At 50.6% G+C, this 15237-nt stretch carries 17 protein-coding genes; 5 read left to right on the top strand and 12 right to left on the bottom strand.

From position 1 onward, the window contains the following. Positions 1–45: 45 nt before the first annotated feature. The 6 genes from pgpA to nrdR all read right to left on the bottom strand — a co-directional run bounded on the left by pgpA (position 46) and on the right by nrdR (position 4144). Positions 46–564: a phosphatidylglycerophosphatase A gene (pgpA, locus tag HA49_RS14195; protein WP_038018634.1), complete on the bottom strand. Its 519-nt coding sequence runs from the start codon at positions 562–564 to the stop codon at positions 46–48. Beyond that, entirely contained in the window at positions 542–1519 is a 978-nt protein-coding gene (gene thiL / locus HA49_RS14190) for a thiamine-phosphate kinase (RefSeq protein WP_038018631.1), read from the bottom strand. The genes pgpA and thiL overlap by 23 nt, the downstream gene beginning before the upstream one ends. 67 nt (positions 1520–1586) lie before the next feature. Beyond that, positions 1587–2006 carry a transcription antitermination factor NusB gene (nusB, locus tag HA49_RS14185; RefSeq protein WP_038018629.1) on the bottom strand — a complete coding sequence of 140 codons (420 nt, stop codon included), beginning with the start codon at positions 2004–2006 and terminating at the stop codon, positions 1587–1589. Positions 2007–2022: 16 nt separating this feature from the next. After that, on the bottom strand, positions 2023–2493 hold the full coding sequence (gene ribH / locus HA49_RS14180) for a 6,7-dimethyl-8-ribityllumazine synthase (RefSeq protein WP_038018626.1): 471 nt from the start codon (positions 2491–2493) through the stop codon (positions 2023–2025). A gap of 93 nt (positions 2494–2586) precedes the next feature. Next, positions 2587–3690, bottom strand: a complete 1104-nt coding sequence (ribD, locus tag HA49_RS14175) for a bifunctional diaminohydroxyphosphoribosylaminopyrimidine deaminase/5-amino-6-(5-phosphoribosylamino)uracil reductase RibD (protein ID WP_038018623.1) — start codon at positions 3688–3690, stop codon at positions 2587–2589. A gap of 4 nt (positions 3691–3694) precedes the next feature. Continuing rightward, complete coding sequence (gene nrdR, locus HA49_RS14170; protein ID WP_038018620.1) at positions 3695–4144, bottom strand: transcriptional regulator NrdR; 450 nt, start codon at positions 4142–4144, stop codon at positions 3695–3697. Between the two features lie 191 nt (positions 4145–4335). On the opposite strand from nrdR, the gene lysM reads away from it, so the two are divergent. Then, entirely contained in the window at positions 4336–4770 is a 435-nt protein-coding gene (gene lysM, locus HA49_RS14165; RefSeq protein ID WP_038018618.1) for a peptidoglycan-binding protein LysM, read from the top strand. A gap of 9 nt (positions 4771–4779) precedes the next feature. Next, entirely contained in the window at positions 4780–5310 is a 531-nt protein-coding gene (locus HA49_RS20640) for a DUF3251 domain-containing protein (RefSeq protein ID WP_052752514.1), read from the top strand. 65 nt (positions 5311–5375) lie between these two features. On the opposite strand, the gene secF is transcribed toward HA49_RS20640, so the two are convergent. The 5 genes from secF to queA form a co-directional block, all read right to left on the bottom strand. Next, positions 5376–6344, bottom strand: a complete 969-nt coding sequence (gene secF / locus HA49_RS14155; protein WP_038018617.1) for a protein translocase subunit SecF — start codon at positions 6342–6344, stop codon at positions 5376–5378. Between the two features lie 10 nt (positions 6345–6354). Continuing rightward, the gene (gene secD, locus HA49_RS14150; RefSeq protein WP_072055941.1) at positions 6355–8202 is read right to left on the bottom strand and encodes a protein translocase subunit SecD; all 1848 of its coding nucleotides are present in this window, start codon (positions 8200–8202) and stop codon (positions 6355–6357) included. Between the two features lie 25 nt (positions 8203–8227). Then, positions 8228–8560: a preprotein translocase subunit YajC gene (yajC, locus tag HA49_RS14145; RefSeq protein WP_038018611.1), complete on the bottom strand. Its 333-nt coding sequence runs from the start codon at positions 8558–8560 to the stop codon at positions 8228–8230. A gap of 25 nt (positions 8561–8585) precedes the next feature. After that, on the bottom strand, positions 8586–9710 hold the full coding sequence (tgt, locus tag HA49_RS14140; RefSeq protein WP_038018607.1) for a tRNA guanosine(34) transglycosylase Tgt: 1125 nt from the start codon (positions 9708–9710) through the stop codon (positions 8586–8588). Between the two features lie 79 nt (positions 9711–9789). Continuing rightward, positions 9790–10860: a tRNA preQ1(34) S-adenosylmethionine ribosyltransferase-isomerase QueA gene (queA, locus tag HA49_RS14135; RefSeq protein WP_038018604.1), complete on the bottom strand. Its 1071-nt coding sequence runs from the start codon at positions 10858–10860 to the stop codon at positions 9790–9792. A gap of 102 nt (positions 10861–10962) precedes the next feature. Between queA and HA49_RS14130 the strand changes: the two genes are divergently transcribed. From HA49_RS14130 to HA49_RS14120, 3 genes are all read left to right on the top strand, one after another. After that, positions 10963–11544 (top strand): acyl carrier protein phosphodiesterase, encoded by a 582-nt coding sequence (locus tag HA49_RS14130; protein WP_038018602.1) that lies wholly within the window; start codon positions 10963–10965, stop codon positions 11542–11544. A 108-nt stretch (positions 11545–11652) separates the two neighbouring features. Beyond that, a complete protein-coding gene (locus HA49_RS14125) occupies positions 11653–12255 on the top strand; it encodes a peroxiredoxin C (RefSeq protein WP_038019452.1) in 603 nt (200 codons plus the stop codon). A gap of 266 nt (positions 12256–12521) precedes the next feature. Then, positions 12522–13814 carry a mechanosensitive ion channel family protein gene (locus HA49_RS14120; RefSeq protein ID WP_038018599.1) on the top strand — a complete coding sequence of 431 codons (1293 nt, stop codon included), beginning with the start codon at positions 12522–12524 and terminating at the stop codon, positions 13812–13814. Positions 13815–13856: 42 nt separating this feature from the next. Here the strand turns inward: HA49_RS14120 and proY are convergent, their stop codons facing one another. After that, entirely contained in the window at positions 13857–15227 is a 1371-nt protein-coding gene (proY, locus tag HA49_RS14115) for a proline-specific permease ProY (protein WP_038018597.1), read from the bottom strand. Positions 15228–15237 lie beyond the last annotated feature (10 nt).

Raw genomic sequence — 15237 nt, 5'->3', positions numbered from 1 at the left:
TCAGGAAGCCGCCGCTGGCGGCCTCCTGAATCGTGAGGTATCCTTTCAGAGCGGCAGTAATCCGGGAGAATAATAACCTACAGCATATAAGATTACCGCAGACAGTATCCCCGCCACGATATCATCAATCATAATTCCCATACCGCCGCTGACATTCCGGTCAAACCAACGGATTGGCCAGGGTTTCCACATATCGAGGATTCGGAATACGATAAACCCGGCGGCCACCCACTGCCAGTGATGGTTAGGGATCGCCATCAGAGTGATCCACATCCCGATGAACTCATCCCAGACAATGCTGCCATGGTCATGAACCCCCATATCCTTAGCAGTACGATGGCAGAGATAGACCCCCAGGCAAATCCCGGCCAGTACCACCAGATAATAGAGATCCTCCGGCAACAGTATCAGCAGATACCAGAATGGCAATGCGGCCAGAGACCCGACAGTCCCCGGTACGACGGGGCTAAGCCCGCTTCCGAAACCTGTCGCCAGCAAATGCCACGGATTACTGAGGTGAATACGTGAAAGTATCTGTTGTCTATTTTCGGCCAAAATGGTCATATCCTTTCAGGTCTAAACGGACGGGCTTACCGTGCTCCAGCAGTACCAGTCCGTCTGCTTCCGGGGCAATCTGTCCAATGCAGTGATAGCCGACACCCAGATGATCGAGTGCAACTGCCAGCGCTCCGCGGTTAACTTCCGGAACAGTAAAGCACAGTTCGTAATCTTCTCCGCCATTCAGTGCCCAACGTAACGCCTGAGAGGGTTCAAAACCTTCCAGTAGTGCAGATGAGAGCGGAATGGCCTCGGTATTGATTCTGGCTCCTACCCTGCTGGCCTTTAGCACGTGCCCGAGGTCTGACAGTAAACCGTCTGAGATATCGATAGCTGCGGTAGCTAAATCACGTAACGCCTGCCCCTGCAAAATACGGGGTACCGGCCGCAGGTGGCGTTTAATTAATGCTTCATGGATAGCTGGGTCATCAATCCGGTAGTGATGCTGTAATAATGCCAGACCTGCTGCACTGTCTCCCAGGGTACCGGTCACAAAAATCCAGTCTCCTGGTTTTGCCCCGGACCGCTTCAGCGCACGTCCGGAAGGGACCAGTCCATGAATTCCAAGGGTCATGGAAAGCGGACCGCGGGTCGTATCCCCGCCAATCAGCTGCATATCATAATAATCAAGCAGTTCAAACAGGCTGTCACTGAAAGCCTGCAACCAGACTTCATCGGCTTCAGGTAGGGTTAGTGCCAGGGTTAACCATGCAGGATCTGCCCCCATGGCCGCTAAATCACTCAGATTGACAGCCAGTGCTTTGTAGCCCAGATCGGACGGGTGAATATCCCGCAAAAAATGCACGCCTTCCACCAAAGTATCTGTGCTGATAGCGAGTACCTGTTTCTCCGGTACTGCCAGCAGGGCGCAGTCATCACCAATACCTTTAATTACATCGCGGCGGGAACTGGTGACACGGTTAAAATAGCGAGCTATCAGCTCAAATTCGCTACAGGCCATAAACGGGTTACTCAGCGGGTAATTTTAACAGGCATAAAAAAAGGCCGGATAACCGGCCTCAGAGTCATTACTTACGGTTAGGACGAATTTGTGGCGCTGCTTTATCCAGTACACCGTTAACAAATTTGTGGCTGTCCTCGGCACCAAACACTTTCGCCAGCTCAATCCCTTCATTGATCGCCACTTTATAAGGCACATCCGAACGCTTACTCAGCTCAAACAGAGCAATACGCAGAGCGGCCTTTTCAACTTCTCCCAGTTCATCCAGACGGCGGGAAAGGTATGGCTTCATCAGATCATCAAGATAGGCGCTGTTGGTCGCGACACCTGCCAGTAATTCACGGAAGTAGTTAACATCAACATCTTTGACGTCCTGTTCCGCCAGAAACTGGTATTCCACATCGGCAATGTCATTATTGGATATCTGCCAGGAATACAATGCCTGTAAGGCACACTCTCTGGCACGGCGTCGGGCAGCAGGTTTCACAAAATTCCCCTTAAAATCAGGCGTTAATAGCTTTCAAAACATTAATCATTTCTAGTGCGGTCAGGGCCGCTTCGGCACCTTTGTTACCCGCTTTGGTACCGGCACGCTCAATAGCCTGCTCGATATTTTCAGTGGTCAGCACGCCGAAGGCGACCGGGATATCACTATTCATTGCCACACTGGCAATCCCTGAACTGGCTTCGCCGGCGACGAATTCAAAGTGTGCAGTACCGCCACGAATCACGGTACCCAGAGCCACTACCGCATCATATTTGCCGGTTTTGCTCAGCGCCCGGGCTGCCAGGGGTAATTCATAGGCACCAGGCACCCAGACTACCGTAATATTGTCATCTTTGACCTGACCGATACGCTTCAGTGCATCTACCGCACCATCCAGCAGGCTGTCATTGATAAAGTTATTAAAACGAGCAATCACAATGGCAATTTTTGCATCAGGTGTTGCTACCGGAGCTTCAATAATTTTCATACTTTTCCTTTCAGGTATTAGTCGGGTCGCCCGGCAAGGGGGGCGAATTTTAGCATACTCTTTTGCGCTCTGCTCTCGCTTTTGCGCAAACTGTTATTCCGGACGTAAAATGACCCGCAGATCGTTTCCGACACGGCGGACATCGGTAAAACTAAAGCCAGGTGCATCAGTCAGATGACTGAGTCCCGGCAGTGTACATAAACCGCGGGCCTCATTACCCAGTAATTTCGGCGCCATATAAACAATCAGCTCATCCACCAGACCCGCGCGCAGTAATGCTCCCGCCAGCGTAGGTCCAGCTTCGGTCCAGACACTGTTGATCTGCTGCTGGCCCAGCAGCAGCATCATGGCCACCAGATCGGTTGCCCCTTGATGCTGCGGAACCACAAATTGTTTTACGTTTTCCGGCCATTCACCGGATAATTCAGAACGCATCAGCCACGTCTCTCCTGGCTGGCTAAATAGTTGTTGGTGAGACGAAAGTGATTGTTGACGGTCTATAATCACCCTGACTGGCTGACGCAGATTTTCCTCGCCCCCCATCTCCGACAAGCTGTCGCGGTCGAGGGTGTGACTGCGTACAGTCAACGCCGGATCATCCGCAATCACGGTCGCACTGGTGCTCAGTATGGCATGACTGGCGGCCCGAAAGCGTTGGACATCGCGTCGTGATTCAGGGGAGGTAATCCACTGGCTTTCACCGTTCGCCATGGCAGTCCGTCCATCCAGCGATGCTCCCAGTTTCAGTTGCAACCAGGGAAAGCCCGTCCGCATTCGTTTCAGAAATCCGCGATTGAGTATTTCAGCATCCTGCTGCATTAAACCGTGGCTGACCTCAATTCCAGCCTGTTGCAGACGATTAAGCCCCCTGCCCGCCACTTGCGGATTAGGGTCCTGCATCGCGGCAACCACCCGACTCACACCGGCGGCGATTAGCGCATCGCAACAGGGCGGCGTTCGGCCAAAATGGCTACACGGCTCCAGAGTAACATAAGCGGTTGCCCCTTTCGCCCGTTCTCCGGCCGCCCGTAAGGCATGAACCTCCGCATGCGGACCACCAGCGCGCTGATGCCAGCCTTCTCCGACTATTTCATCCTCTCTGACGATCACGCACCCGACATTCGGGTTAGGCGCTGTAGTAAAACGCCCCCGGCGCGCCAGTTCCAGCGCCCTGGCCATATACTGTTGATCAGACATAGTGTCAGTCCTGTAACCTGGCGATTTCTTCACCAAACTCGCGGATATCTTCGAAACTACGATACACAGAGGCAAAACGGATATAAGCCACTTTATCCAGCATCTTTAGTTCATCCATCACCAGATTCCCCAGCATTTTGCTCGGAACTTCACGTTCTCCGGTCGCCCGCAGATGTGCTTTAATCCGGTGTACAGCACTGTCCAGATCATCAGCACTGACCGGCCGTTTTTCCAGAGCTTTCATCATGCCGCGAACCAGCTTGTCTTCATCGAAAGGCTCACGCACATCATCACTTTTCACCACTCTTGGCATCACCAGTTCTGCGACTTCAAAGGTGGTGAAACGCTCATGGCAAACCAGACACTGACGCCGACGCCGGACAGATGACCCTTCACTGACCAGACGTGAGTCTATTACTTTGGTATCCACTGCGGCACAAAACGGACAATGCATGGAATATTCCCGGTACAGAGATTCAATGGCCCTAGTGTAACGCGAAGTCAGTGTTAACTAAACGTATTCACGTGCTGTGAGGTTCATTTTGGCGAATCTGATTTTGTTTATTATTATCATGTCTGACTATTTCAACTATTCTTAACCCGACACAGGTTGTGTGCGCCCTTAGGAAAAATTTAGGAGAAAATATGGGACTTTTTAGTTTTGTCAAAGAAGCAGGCGAGAAACTTTGGGATGCCGTATCTGCTGATGCCGGCACTAAAATTCAGGATCACCTGAATAAACTGGGAATTCCTGACAGTGACAAAGTGAATGTCAGTGTCAATGACGGCACCGCCACCGTTTCCGGTGATGGTCTTAGCCAGGAACTGAAAGAAAAAATCCTTATTGCCGTCGGCAACGTCGCGGGCATAACACACGTGGACGATAAAATTACCGCCAACGGCCCTGAAGCCAGTCCGACATTCTATACCGTCAAGTCCGGCGATACCCTGAGTGCTATAGCTAAACAGTTTTATGGCGACGCCGCTCAATACAACAAAATTTTTGAGGCCAATAAGCCGATGCTGTCTAGCCCGGATAAAATTTATCCGGGACAGGCACTGCGTATTCCACAGGCTTAAGATCTGGCGATGAAAAAAAGGCATTTATGGGTACTCGTGTCCTCACTGGTACTGGCCGGATGCAGCCATTCGGTACCACCATCCACAACGCTGGGTACCACTGTTGGACAACTGAACCGCTCACTGAGCCATTTGTCTGAACAATCGTCGGCTCTGGCTTATCAGCACCGGATGAATGCAGCCTCGACTCATGGTGCCTGGTTAGTGCCTCTGGCCAACAGCCCCGTGGAGTTAATTGATCCTCAGGCAAGGTTGCTGTTACAACTGGTGCCGCAGGCTTCAGGCAGCGGTACCGTACTGCAGGTAAAAAATGCCGGGGCTGCGGTACTGCCACCGTTTGAACTGACGGCGGCGCTGTCAACTCTCACCACTGACCAGCAGGCGACTACTGCGCCGCCACAACCTCTGACACAACAGGTTATCCGGCAGATAACGCCGCTCTCCCCCGGAGAGCAGGTCCGGTTTGTATTGAACACCCCGGTGATGACCCAGGATCAGTCACTGGTGGTTAATGTTCATCAGTTCCGGGCATTTAAATAGCCAGTCCTGTTAAACATAAAAAGGCAGCCCGTGGGCTGCCTTTTTTACTGCTGAAGAGAAGGTGATTACGGAAGTAATGACTTCTGGTCAGCCCCTTCTTTTTCGACTTTTTGTACCAGCATGTGTTCACGCTTCATGCCCAGCTTCAGCGCCAGCGCAGAAGCCACATAAATCGAAGAAACAGTACCGATAGTGATACCAATCAGCATCGTCAGTGAGAAACCTCTCAGCAGCTCACCACCAAACAGGAACAACATCAGAACAACGACCAACGTAGTGGCAGAAGTCATGATAGTACGGCTCAGTGTCTGGGTCAGAGAGACGTTGACAATATCATAAGGTGTTCCGCGACGAATTTTACGGAAATTCTCACGAATACGGTCCGATACCACAATACTGTCATTCAGCGAGTAGCCGATCACCGACATCAGTGAGGCCACAATCGTCAGGTCTATTTCGATATGGAACAACGACAGGACCCCCATCGTAATGACCACATCGTGGGCCAGTGCCAGAACGGCACCCAACGCCAGTCGCCACTCAAAGCGAAATCCGACATAAATCAGAATACAGATTAACGCCACCAGCAGAGCCATGCTCCCGGCTTGCGCCAGGTCACTGCCCACACTCGGTCCGACAAACTCAATCCGCTTCACGATAGCCGTCTGACTGGTCGCCTGATTAATGACAGAAACGACTTTGTTACCTAATTCCTGTCCGGTGTTGCCCGCGTGAGGTGACAGGCGGACGACAACATCGCGGCTGCTACCAAAGTTCTGGACCTGGGGTTCCATGAAACCGGCGTTTTGTAACGCCTGACGCATGGTATCCAGTTCACCAGGCTTTTCGAGAGTAATCTCGATAACGGTCCCGCCAGTGAAGTCCAGTCCCCAGTTAAAGCCACGGACTCCCATCACAATTACAGAAGCCACCAGCAGTAATCCGGAGATAGCAAAGGCCAGGTAGTCCCAGCGCATGAAGTCATGCACTTTACGACCATAGTTTAATTGTTCAACACTATATTGCTGTGCCATTACGCGCTCCTCAGATTGACAGCTTATTGATACGTTTGCCGCCATACAGCAGGTTTACGATGGCACGTGTACCAACGATTGCTGTGAACATGGAGGTCGCAACACCAATGGCTGTCGTAATTGCAAATCCTTTGATAGACCCGGTACCAACTGCATACAGGATAATCGCAGTAATCAGCGTCGTAATGTTGGCATCAACGATACTGGAAAACGCACCACGGTATCCCTCATGAATCGCCTGCTGAACACTGCGGCCGTTCCTGAGTTCTTCTTTGATACGTTCATTGATTAATACGTTCGCATCGACGGCGACGGCAAGCGTCAGAACAATCCCCGCGATCCCCGGCATGGTCAGTGTCGCGCCCGGTAATAAGGACATGATTCCGACAATCAGTACCAGGTTAGAGATCAGTGCTGTCGTTGCGATTACACCAAACTTCTTATACCAGACAACCATAAACAGAATCGAGGCAATCAGCCCCCACAGGCAGGCATGCAAACCCTGATTGATATTCTGTTGTCCCATGGTCGGACCAATGGTTCTTTCTTCAACAATCTGAATAGGTGCAATCAGAGCACCGGCACGCAGTAATAATGAAAGCTGACGTGCTTCATTCGGGTTGTTAATCCCGGTGATTCGGAAGCTGTTACCGAGGCGCGACTGAATATTCGCCACGTTAATCACTTCTTCTTCTTTCTGCAGGATGGCACGGCCGTTGGCATCTTTCTTCCCACTGTCTTTATACTGAACAAACAGGGTTGCCATCGGTTTACCGATATTGTCCTTGGTATAATTAGACATCATATTTCCGCCGGCACTGTCGAGGGAAATATTAACCTGTGGCTGATTATACTCATCCATGCTGGAGGTCGAATCTGTAATGTGGTCACCGGTCAGGATCACACGCTTGTACAGCACGACCGGCTGTCCATCCTGAGTCAGTTTCACTTCAGAGTCACCCGGTACACGCCCCTGTGCTGCTGCCGTCGCATCAACACTGGTGTTTACCGGACGGAATTCCAGAGTCGCTGTCGCGCCAAGAATTTCTTTCGCACGGGCAGTATCCTGAATCCCTGGTAACTCCACCACAATCCGGTCAGAACCCTGACGTTGAACCAGAGGTTCGGCGACACCCAACTGATTTACACGGTTACGCAAAATGTTGATGTTCTGCTGTACCGCATATTCACGGGCTTCACTCAGACGGGCGTCAGTCATCACTGCAGTCAGACCGGTGCTGCCATTGCTCTTAATCACTAAATCAGAGTGCCGTGGGCTCAGGTAACTGATGGCCCGGTCACGGTCACCACTGTTAGCAAAACTGATGTTCACACCATAGTTAGGCGCTTTGCCGACGGTGGTGTAAGGAATTTTCTGATCACGCAGTTCACTGCGCAGATTGTCTGAGTTCTGCTCCTGCAGCTTACTCAACGCAGTATCCATATCCACTTCCATCAGGAAGTGAACACCACCACGTAAATCAAGCCCCAGCTTCATCGGGTCAGCAGAAATCAGCGCCAGCCATTTCGGAGTTGCAGGGGCCAGGTTCAGTGCCACAACATAGTTGTCACCTAAACCACTGACCAGAGCTTCGCGGGCACGCAGCTGAATATCAGTATTGGTAAAACGGGCAAGAATAGCCCCATTTTCCAGCGCAATGGATTTGCTCGGAATCTTGTCTTTGCTGAGAATACTCTGGATCTGATCCAACGTTTGCTCACTGGCGGCGGCACCCCGCGCGCCAGTGATTTGCACGGCCGGATCCTCTCCATACAGGTTGGGAAGTGCATACAGCAGACCGACGATAAGCACTACGATCAGCATGATGTACTTCCACAAAGGATAACGGTTTAACACGGCAATTCCCTTAGGGGAGAAAAAATTACAGCGCCTTCATTGTGCCTTTCGGCAGTACGGCAGCCACGAAATCACGTTTGATCACGACTTCAGTCGTATCGTTCAGTGCAATCACTACATAACCGGTATCAGAAACTTTAGTCACGCGGCCAACCAGACCACCGTTAGTTAAAACTTCATCACCCTTAGAGATTGCATCCATCAGTTTTTTATGATCCTTTGAACGCTTCTGCTGTGGACGCAAAATCATAAAATAGAAAATCAGACCGAAAACGACCAGCATGATCACCAGAGAATATGGACTTCCCTGAGACGGAGTACCCGCAGCGGCAACAGCGTCAGAAATGAAAAAACTCATTAAATTTCCCTCATTAGATTTATAGTCAAACGTTCAGAGCCGGGACGTCTTTCCCCGTCCTTTGATAAAAATCAGCCACAAAGTGCTCTAATTTATCGTCTTCAATAGCTTTACGTAAACCCGCCATCAGACGCTGATAGTAACGCAAATTGTGAATAGTATTCAGTCTTGCACCCAAAATTTCATTACAACGGTCCAGATGATGCAAATATGCACGACTGTAATGACGACAGGTGTAACAGTCACACTCTGCATCCAGTGGCGAGGTGTCATCTTTATGCTTCGCATTACGAATCTTCACCACACCATCGGTCACAAATAAATGACCATTACGGGCATTACGGGTTGGCATAACACAGTCGAACATATCAACGCCGCGACGCACCCCTTCGACGAGATCCTGTGGTTTACCCACTCCCATCAGATAACGAGGTTTGTCTTCAGGAATCTGCGGACAAACATGTTCAAGGATTCGGTGCATATCTTCTTTCGGTTCACCGACCGCCAGACCGCCCACAGCGTACCCATCAAATCCTATCTCTACCAGCCCTTTAACTGAGACATCTCGTAAATCTTCGTAAACACTTCCCTGAATAATACCGAACAGCGCATTTTTATTACCCAGCGAGTCAAAACGGTCACGGCTACGTTTTGCCCAGCGTAAGGACATTTCCATGGAGCGTTTTGCATAATCCCGGTCCGCCGGATATGGCGTACATTCGTCAAAAATCATCACGATATCAGAACCGAGGTCGTACTGAATTTCCATCGATTTTTCCGGGTCAAGGAAGATCGGATCGCCATTGATCGGGTTACGGAAATGAACACCAGCTTCGGTAATTTTACGAATGTCGCCCAGGCTGAAGACCTGGAAGCCCCCGGAGTCGGTCAGAATCGGCCCCTGCCATTGCATAAAATCATGCAGGTCACCATGCAGTTTCATAATTTCCTGACCCGGACGTAACCACAGGTGGAACGTATTGCCGAGGATAATCTGGGCTCCGGTGTCTTTAACTTCTTCCGGAGTCATTCCTTTTACTGTGCCGTAGGTTCCCACCGGCATAAACGCCGGAGTTTCTACCACGCCACGGTCAAACACTAACCGGCCACGACGCGCACGTCCGTCGGTTTTCATTAATTCAAACTTCACAAAACCTCCACCAGAGACACAGTCTGATGTTAACAGTTAAACATCCTGATCATGGCCGGTATTTAACCGGCCGGTTTTCCTACTCCCTGATCGTCTGCTCAGCAGCCGCAGGGTTTTTACGAATAAACATGGCATCACCGTAGCTGAAAAAACGGTATTGCTCTTTCACCGCCTGGCGATAGGCTTCCATCGTCTGGCGATAACCGGCAAAGGCCGACACCAGCATAATCAGAGTGGATTCCGGCAGATGAAAGTTGGTGATCAGAGCATCAATCACCTGATATTGATAGCCCGGATAAATGAAAATCTGAGTATCATCAAAAAATGGTGCAATAAGGTGTTCTTTGGCAGCCTGTGCCGCACTTTCCAGGGAACGGACAGACGTGGTCCCGACAGCCACCACTCTATTACCACGGGCTTTGCAGGCCAGAACGGCATCGACCACATCCTGCGGGACTTCCGCATATTCAGAGTGCATCTTATGGTCTTCAATACTGTCGACCCGCACCGGCTGAAACGTCCCTGCCCCGACATGCAGGGTAACAAAAGCCATTTCAACCCCTTTATCGCGCAGAGCCTGCAATAACGGCTCATCGAAATGCAGACCGGCGGTGGGCGCAGCTACTGCTCCGGGGCGGGCACTGTACACGGTTTGATACAATTCACGGTCCGACTCTTCATCCGGACGGTCAATATAGGGCGGCAGGGGCATATGCCCCACCTGGTTGAGAATATCCAGCACCGCCCGCTGATCCGCAAATTCAATTTCGAACAGGGTGTCGTGCCGGGCAACCATCGTTGCTTTGACACTTTCATCATCTCCCAGCAGTAGTTCACTACCAGGTTTGGGTGACTTGGAAGCACGGACATGGGCCAGAACACGATGCTCATCAAGCATGCGCTCAACCAGCACTTCAATCTTTCCGCCGCTGGCTTTACGACCAAATACCCGCGCGGGGATCACCCGGGTATTGTTAAATACCAGCAGATCGCCGGGATTAAGCTTATCCAGTACATCAGTGAATACCCCATGGGAGATCTCACCCGTCGGGCCATCCAGCGACAGCAGGCGACAACTGCTGCGGTCTGGCTGTGGATAATGAGCTATTAAGGACTCTGGCAGGTCAAAGTTAAAATCAGCAACGCGCATGGCGGATTATTCCGGGCAAAAAATCAGGCGACATAGTGTAGCGGAAAAGCTGCCATTACTGAACCACTGGCTGTTCAGCTCAATATTTGTCTATAATGCAGCATGAATTTTCTAGCCCACCTCCATCTTGCCAGCCTTTCACAGAGTTCCCTGCTGGGAAATCTGATGGCCGATTTTGTCCGTGGTGACCCGGCCTTACAGTGGGATACCGCGATTGCTGACGGCATTCGGCTGCACCGCCGGCTGGACAGTCTGACCGATCAGCTACCTGAAGTCCGTGAAGCCCGCCAGCTATTCCGTGAAGAAACGCGTCGGGTATCCCCGATTACCCTGGATGTTATCTGGGATCATTTTCTGGCCCGTGACTGGGACAAATATCATCCGCAAGGTTCACTGGCTAATTTTTGTCGTCTGGCAGAACAGCAGATCCGTCCGTATCTGCAGCACACTCCGCCAGATTTTCGTGAGCTGAATGAACTGATGTGGCCTGAGCAGTGGCTGGAGAAATATGCCCGGCCTGAACGGCTGGAAGTGGTTTTACAAGGCATGGCAAGAAGACGGCCAAAGCTCGTGAAATTACAGCAGTCCTATCAGGATTTTGTAGATAACTACGCCGTACTGGAACGGCTTTTTTCTCAGTTTTATCCACGGCTGATGCATTCAGCTACAGAAAAAAGGCTGTAAAACTGCGTTGCTGCTGTCATACTCTTGTCTGCGAATAACAAGATAATTGTTGTGATCGCTGACAGCAGCATCGTCAGTGTTTTTAACCCCTAAGCGATTGGAGTGATTATGGTACTGGTTACCCGTCAGGCCCCTGACTTTACGGCTGCTGCCGTACTCGGCAACGGTGAAATCGTTGAAGATTTCAACTTTAAAAAACACACCGCAGGTAAACCTGTTGTGCTGTTCTTCTGGCCAATGGACTTCACCTTTGTCTGTCCTTCCGAACTGATCGCCTTCGACAAGCGTTATGCTGAATTCCAGAAACGCGGTGTTGAAGTTGTTGGTGTTTCTTTCGATTCTGAGTTCGTGCATAACGCATGGCGTAACACCGCTATCAACGACGGCGGTATCGGTCCGGTGAAATATGCCATGGTGGCGGATATCAAACGTGAAATTCAGCAGGCATACGGTATCGAACATCCGGACGCAGGCGTTGCACTGCGCGGTTCGTTCCTGATTGATAAAGAAGGTGTGGTACGTCATCAGGTGGTTAACGATCTGCCATTAGGCCGTAATATCGATGAAATGCTGCGTATGGTTGATGCGCTGCAATTCCACGAAGAGCATGGCGAAGTCTGTCCTGCACAGTGGGAAAAAGGCCAGGAAGGTATGGGCGCTTCACCTGAAGGCGTCGCTAAATACCTGACAGCTAACGCTGGCAAGCTGTAATACTGCGTTTAAATAACCCGCCACGGCGGGTTATTTTTTACCTCTTCTCCCCCCGCTGTTGCGGATTCAGTGTGCTTCCCCCCTCCCCTGATCTGTGAATAAATCTGTTCATTGAATACATAATTTTGATCACCAGGTCTGAGATCCTCGCGGCCTGCAACAGTAAAGATATGTATTTGCGGGACGTATTTTCCCCGGTAATTCGCACTTCCTCTGCAAAAACTTTAAGCTTAGCGGTACGAGATAACACATATACAGGGAGACATATGCAACAACAAATTACGGAATGGCTTCAGGCTTTAGGACTGACTCATTACACCAATATTCTGGCAGTGGTGGCAGTGTTAATAGCCATTGTTTTTATTTCTCTGATTATTCATCTGATCCTGCATAAATGCCTGCTGCCAATGTTTAAACGGCGTGCAGAAAAAAGTCCACACCAGTGGCCTAAAGCACTGCTACGCAATAAATTATTCCACCGGGTGGCCTGGTTGTTACAGGGGATTTTATTCCAGTTTTTAACCCAAATCTTACTGGACAGTAATACTCCGGTCTTCAATACAATGATGACCGCAGGCGAACTCTGGACCATTCTTTACACCATGTTGATTGGTTTTTCTCTACTGGACGTGGTGCAGTATGTCTCCGCCAGAAGTATGCTGGCCAGTCAACTACCACTGCGGGGTATTCTGCAGAGTGTCAAACTGGTCACCGCCATCCTGATAAGCATTCTGATGATTTCGGTACTGCTGGGTAAATCCCCGGGAGTGTTGTTAACCGGCTTAGGCGCCATGACCGCGGTGCTGATGCTGGTATTTAAAGACCCGATCCTTGGGCTGGTCGCCGGCATTCAGTTGGCCGCGAACGATATGCTAAAAATTAACGACTGGCTGGATATGCCAAGATATGGTGCCGATGGCGCGGTGATTGATATCAACCTCACTACGGTCAAGGTCCGCAACTGGGACAATACCATTGTCACTATTCCGGCCTATGCCCTGATTTCCGATTCGTTTAAGAACTGGCGCGGCATGTCAGAGTCCGGTGGTCGCAGAATTAAGCGCAGCCTGAATATTGATACCACCAGTATTCATTTTCTTTCCGAACAGGAAGCCGAAAAACTGAGCCAGGCTCATCTGCTGGTGCCTTATCTGGAGAAAAAACGTCAGGAAGTGACACAGTGGAATGCAGACAATGCAGAAGGTAGTCGGTCACCCCTGAATTACCGTGCGCTAACTAATGTCGGTACTTTCAGAATCTGGCTGGAAAACTGGCTACGTATCCATCCGCGAATTCATCAGGAGATGACACTGATGGTCCGTCAGTTGGCCCCAACCGAAAATGGGTTGCCGATAGAAATTTATGCCTTTACCAATACGACGGTCTGGACGGAGTACGAGCAAATTCAGAGTGATATTTTTGATTATATCTACGCCGCATTACCGTCATTTGGCCTGCGGGTGCATCAGAGCCCGACCGGTAGCGACATGCGTGCTTTTGGCGTTGAGCTGGCTGCTGCGGTTAATCGGCCAGTTGAGGAAGATAACCGGCCAACCTGATGGAAAATCTGCCAGACCGGAATTCCGGTCTGGCATTCTCGGTTAAGGCTTAGTCGTTACCACATCCCGTTTTTTTACCCACCGGTAACCCACCAGCAGTAACACAACCCAGACCGCTCCGGCATACAATGATAAGCGGGTATCCGGGAAATAGCCGATCATGGCGATAATAAATACCAGGAACAAAATTCCCACGACGGACATTGCCGAACCACCAGGCAACGGAAACTGTAATTTACCAGCAGCTTCGGCACCAATTTTTTTACGAAAGCCAATCTGCGCCAACAGGATCATAATCCAGACCCAGACCGTCGCAAAGGTCGCCAGTGACGCTATCACCAGGAACACTTTTTCTGGCATCAGATAATTGAGCAATACCGCAATCAGTAATGCCACCATCATGACAACTACTGTCAGCCACGGCGTACCGCGTTTTGATACCGACATAAAGGCTTTCGGCGCATCGCCCTGGCCTGCCATACCGTGCAGCATCCGGCCTACGCCAAAAATATCGCTGTTGATCGCCGACAGAGAGGCGGTGATAACGACAAAATTAAGCAATGAAGCTGCCGCAGCAATCCCCAGGTGCTGGAAAGTGAGTACAAACGGACTACCGTTGGTTCCCACTTGATTCCACGGATAAATAGACATAATGACAAACAGCGTCCCGACATAAAAAACCAGGATACGCCAGGGGACAGAATTGATCGCCTGCGGGATAGATTTTTCCGGTTTATCGGCCTCACCGGCGGTAATACCAATAATCTCGATACCACCATAGGCAAACATCACCATCTGCAACGACAGCAGCATACCGGTCACTCCATGGGCAAAAAATCCGCCGTGGCTCCACAGATTACTGACACCTGTCGGATGCCCACCGTTGCCAATCCCCCAGATAATCATGCCGAGTCCGGCCAGAATCATGATAACAATGGTGGCGACCTTGAAGAATGAGAACCAGAACTCGACTTCGCCGAAGATCTTTACACTCATGATATTAATCGCCCCGATAATCAGCACCACACTGAGTACCCAAATCCACTGCGGGACGTCAGGGAACCAGATTCCCATGTAGACACCAAAGGCGGTCACATCAGCAATACCGACAATCAGAATTTCAAAACAGTAAGTCCACCCGGTGATATACCCGGCCATCGGGCCCAGATAATCTCTGGCATAACGGGAAAATGAGCCGGCATTAGGATTATTCACCGACATTTCGCCCAGCGCGCGCATGATGATGTAGGCCACAGCCCCGCCAATCACATAGGCCAGTAACACACTCGGGCCAGCCATTTTAATAGCATCGGCTGATCCGTAAAACAATCCGGTCCCAATGGCAGAACCTAGTGCCATAAAGCGAATATGTCGTGTGGTTAGCCCGCGGCTAAGCTGATTTTTATTTTGCATAACACTCTGT

Origin of the sequence: Tatumella morbirosei (assembly GCF_000757425.2) — a bacterium.
Taxonomy (GTDB): domain Bacteria; phylum Pseudomonadota; class Gammaproteobacteria; order Enterobacterales; family Enterobacteriaceae; genus Tatumella; species Tatumella morbirosei.
Note: the sequence above shows the minus strand (reverse complement) of the source record. Positions and strands in the feature narration are given on the sequence as shown.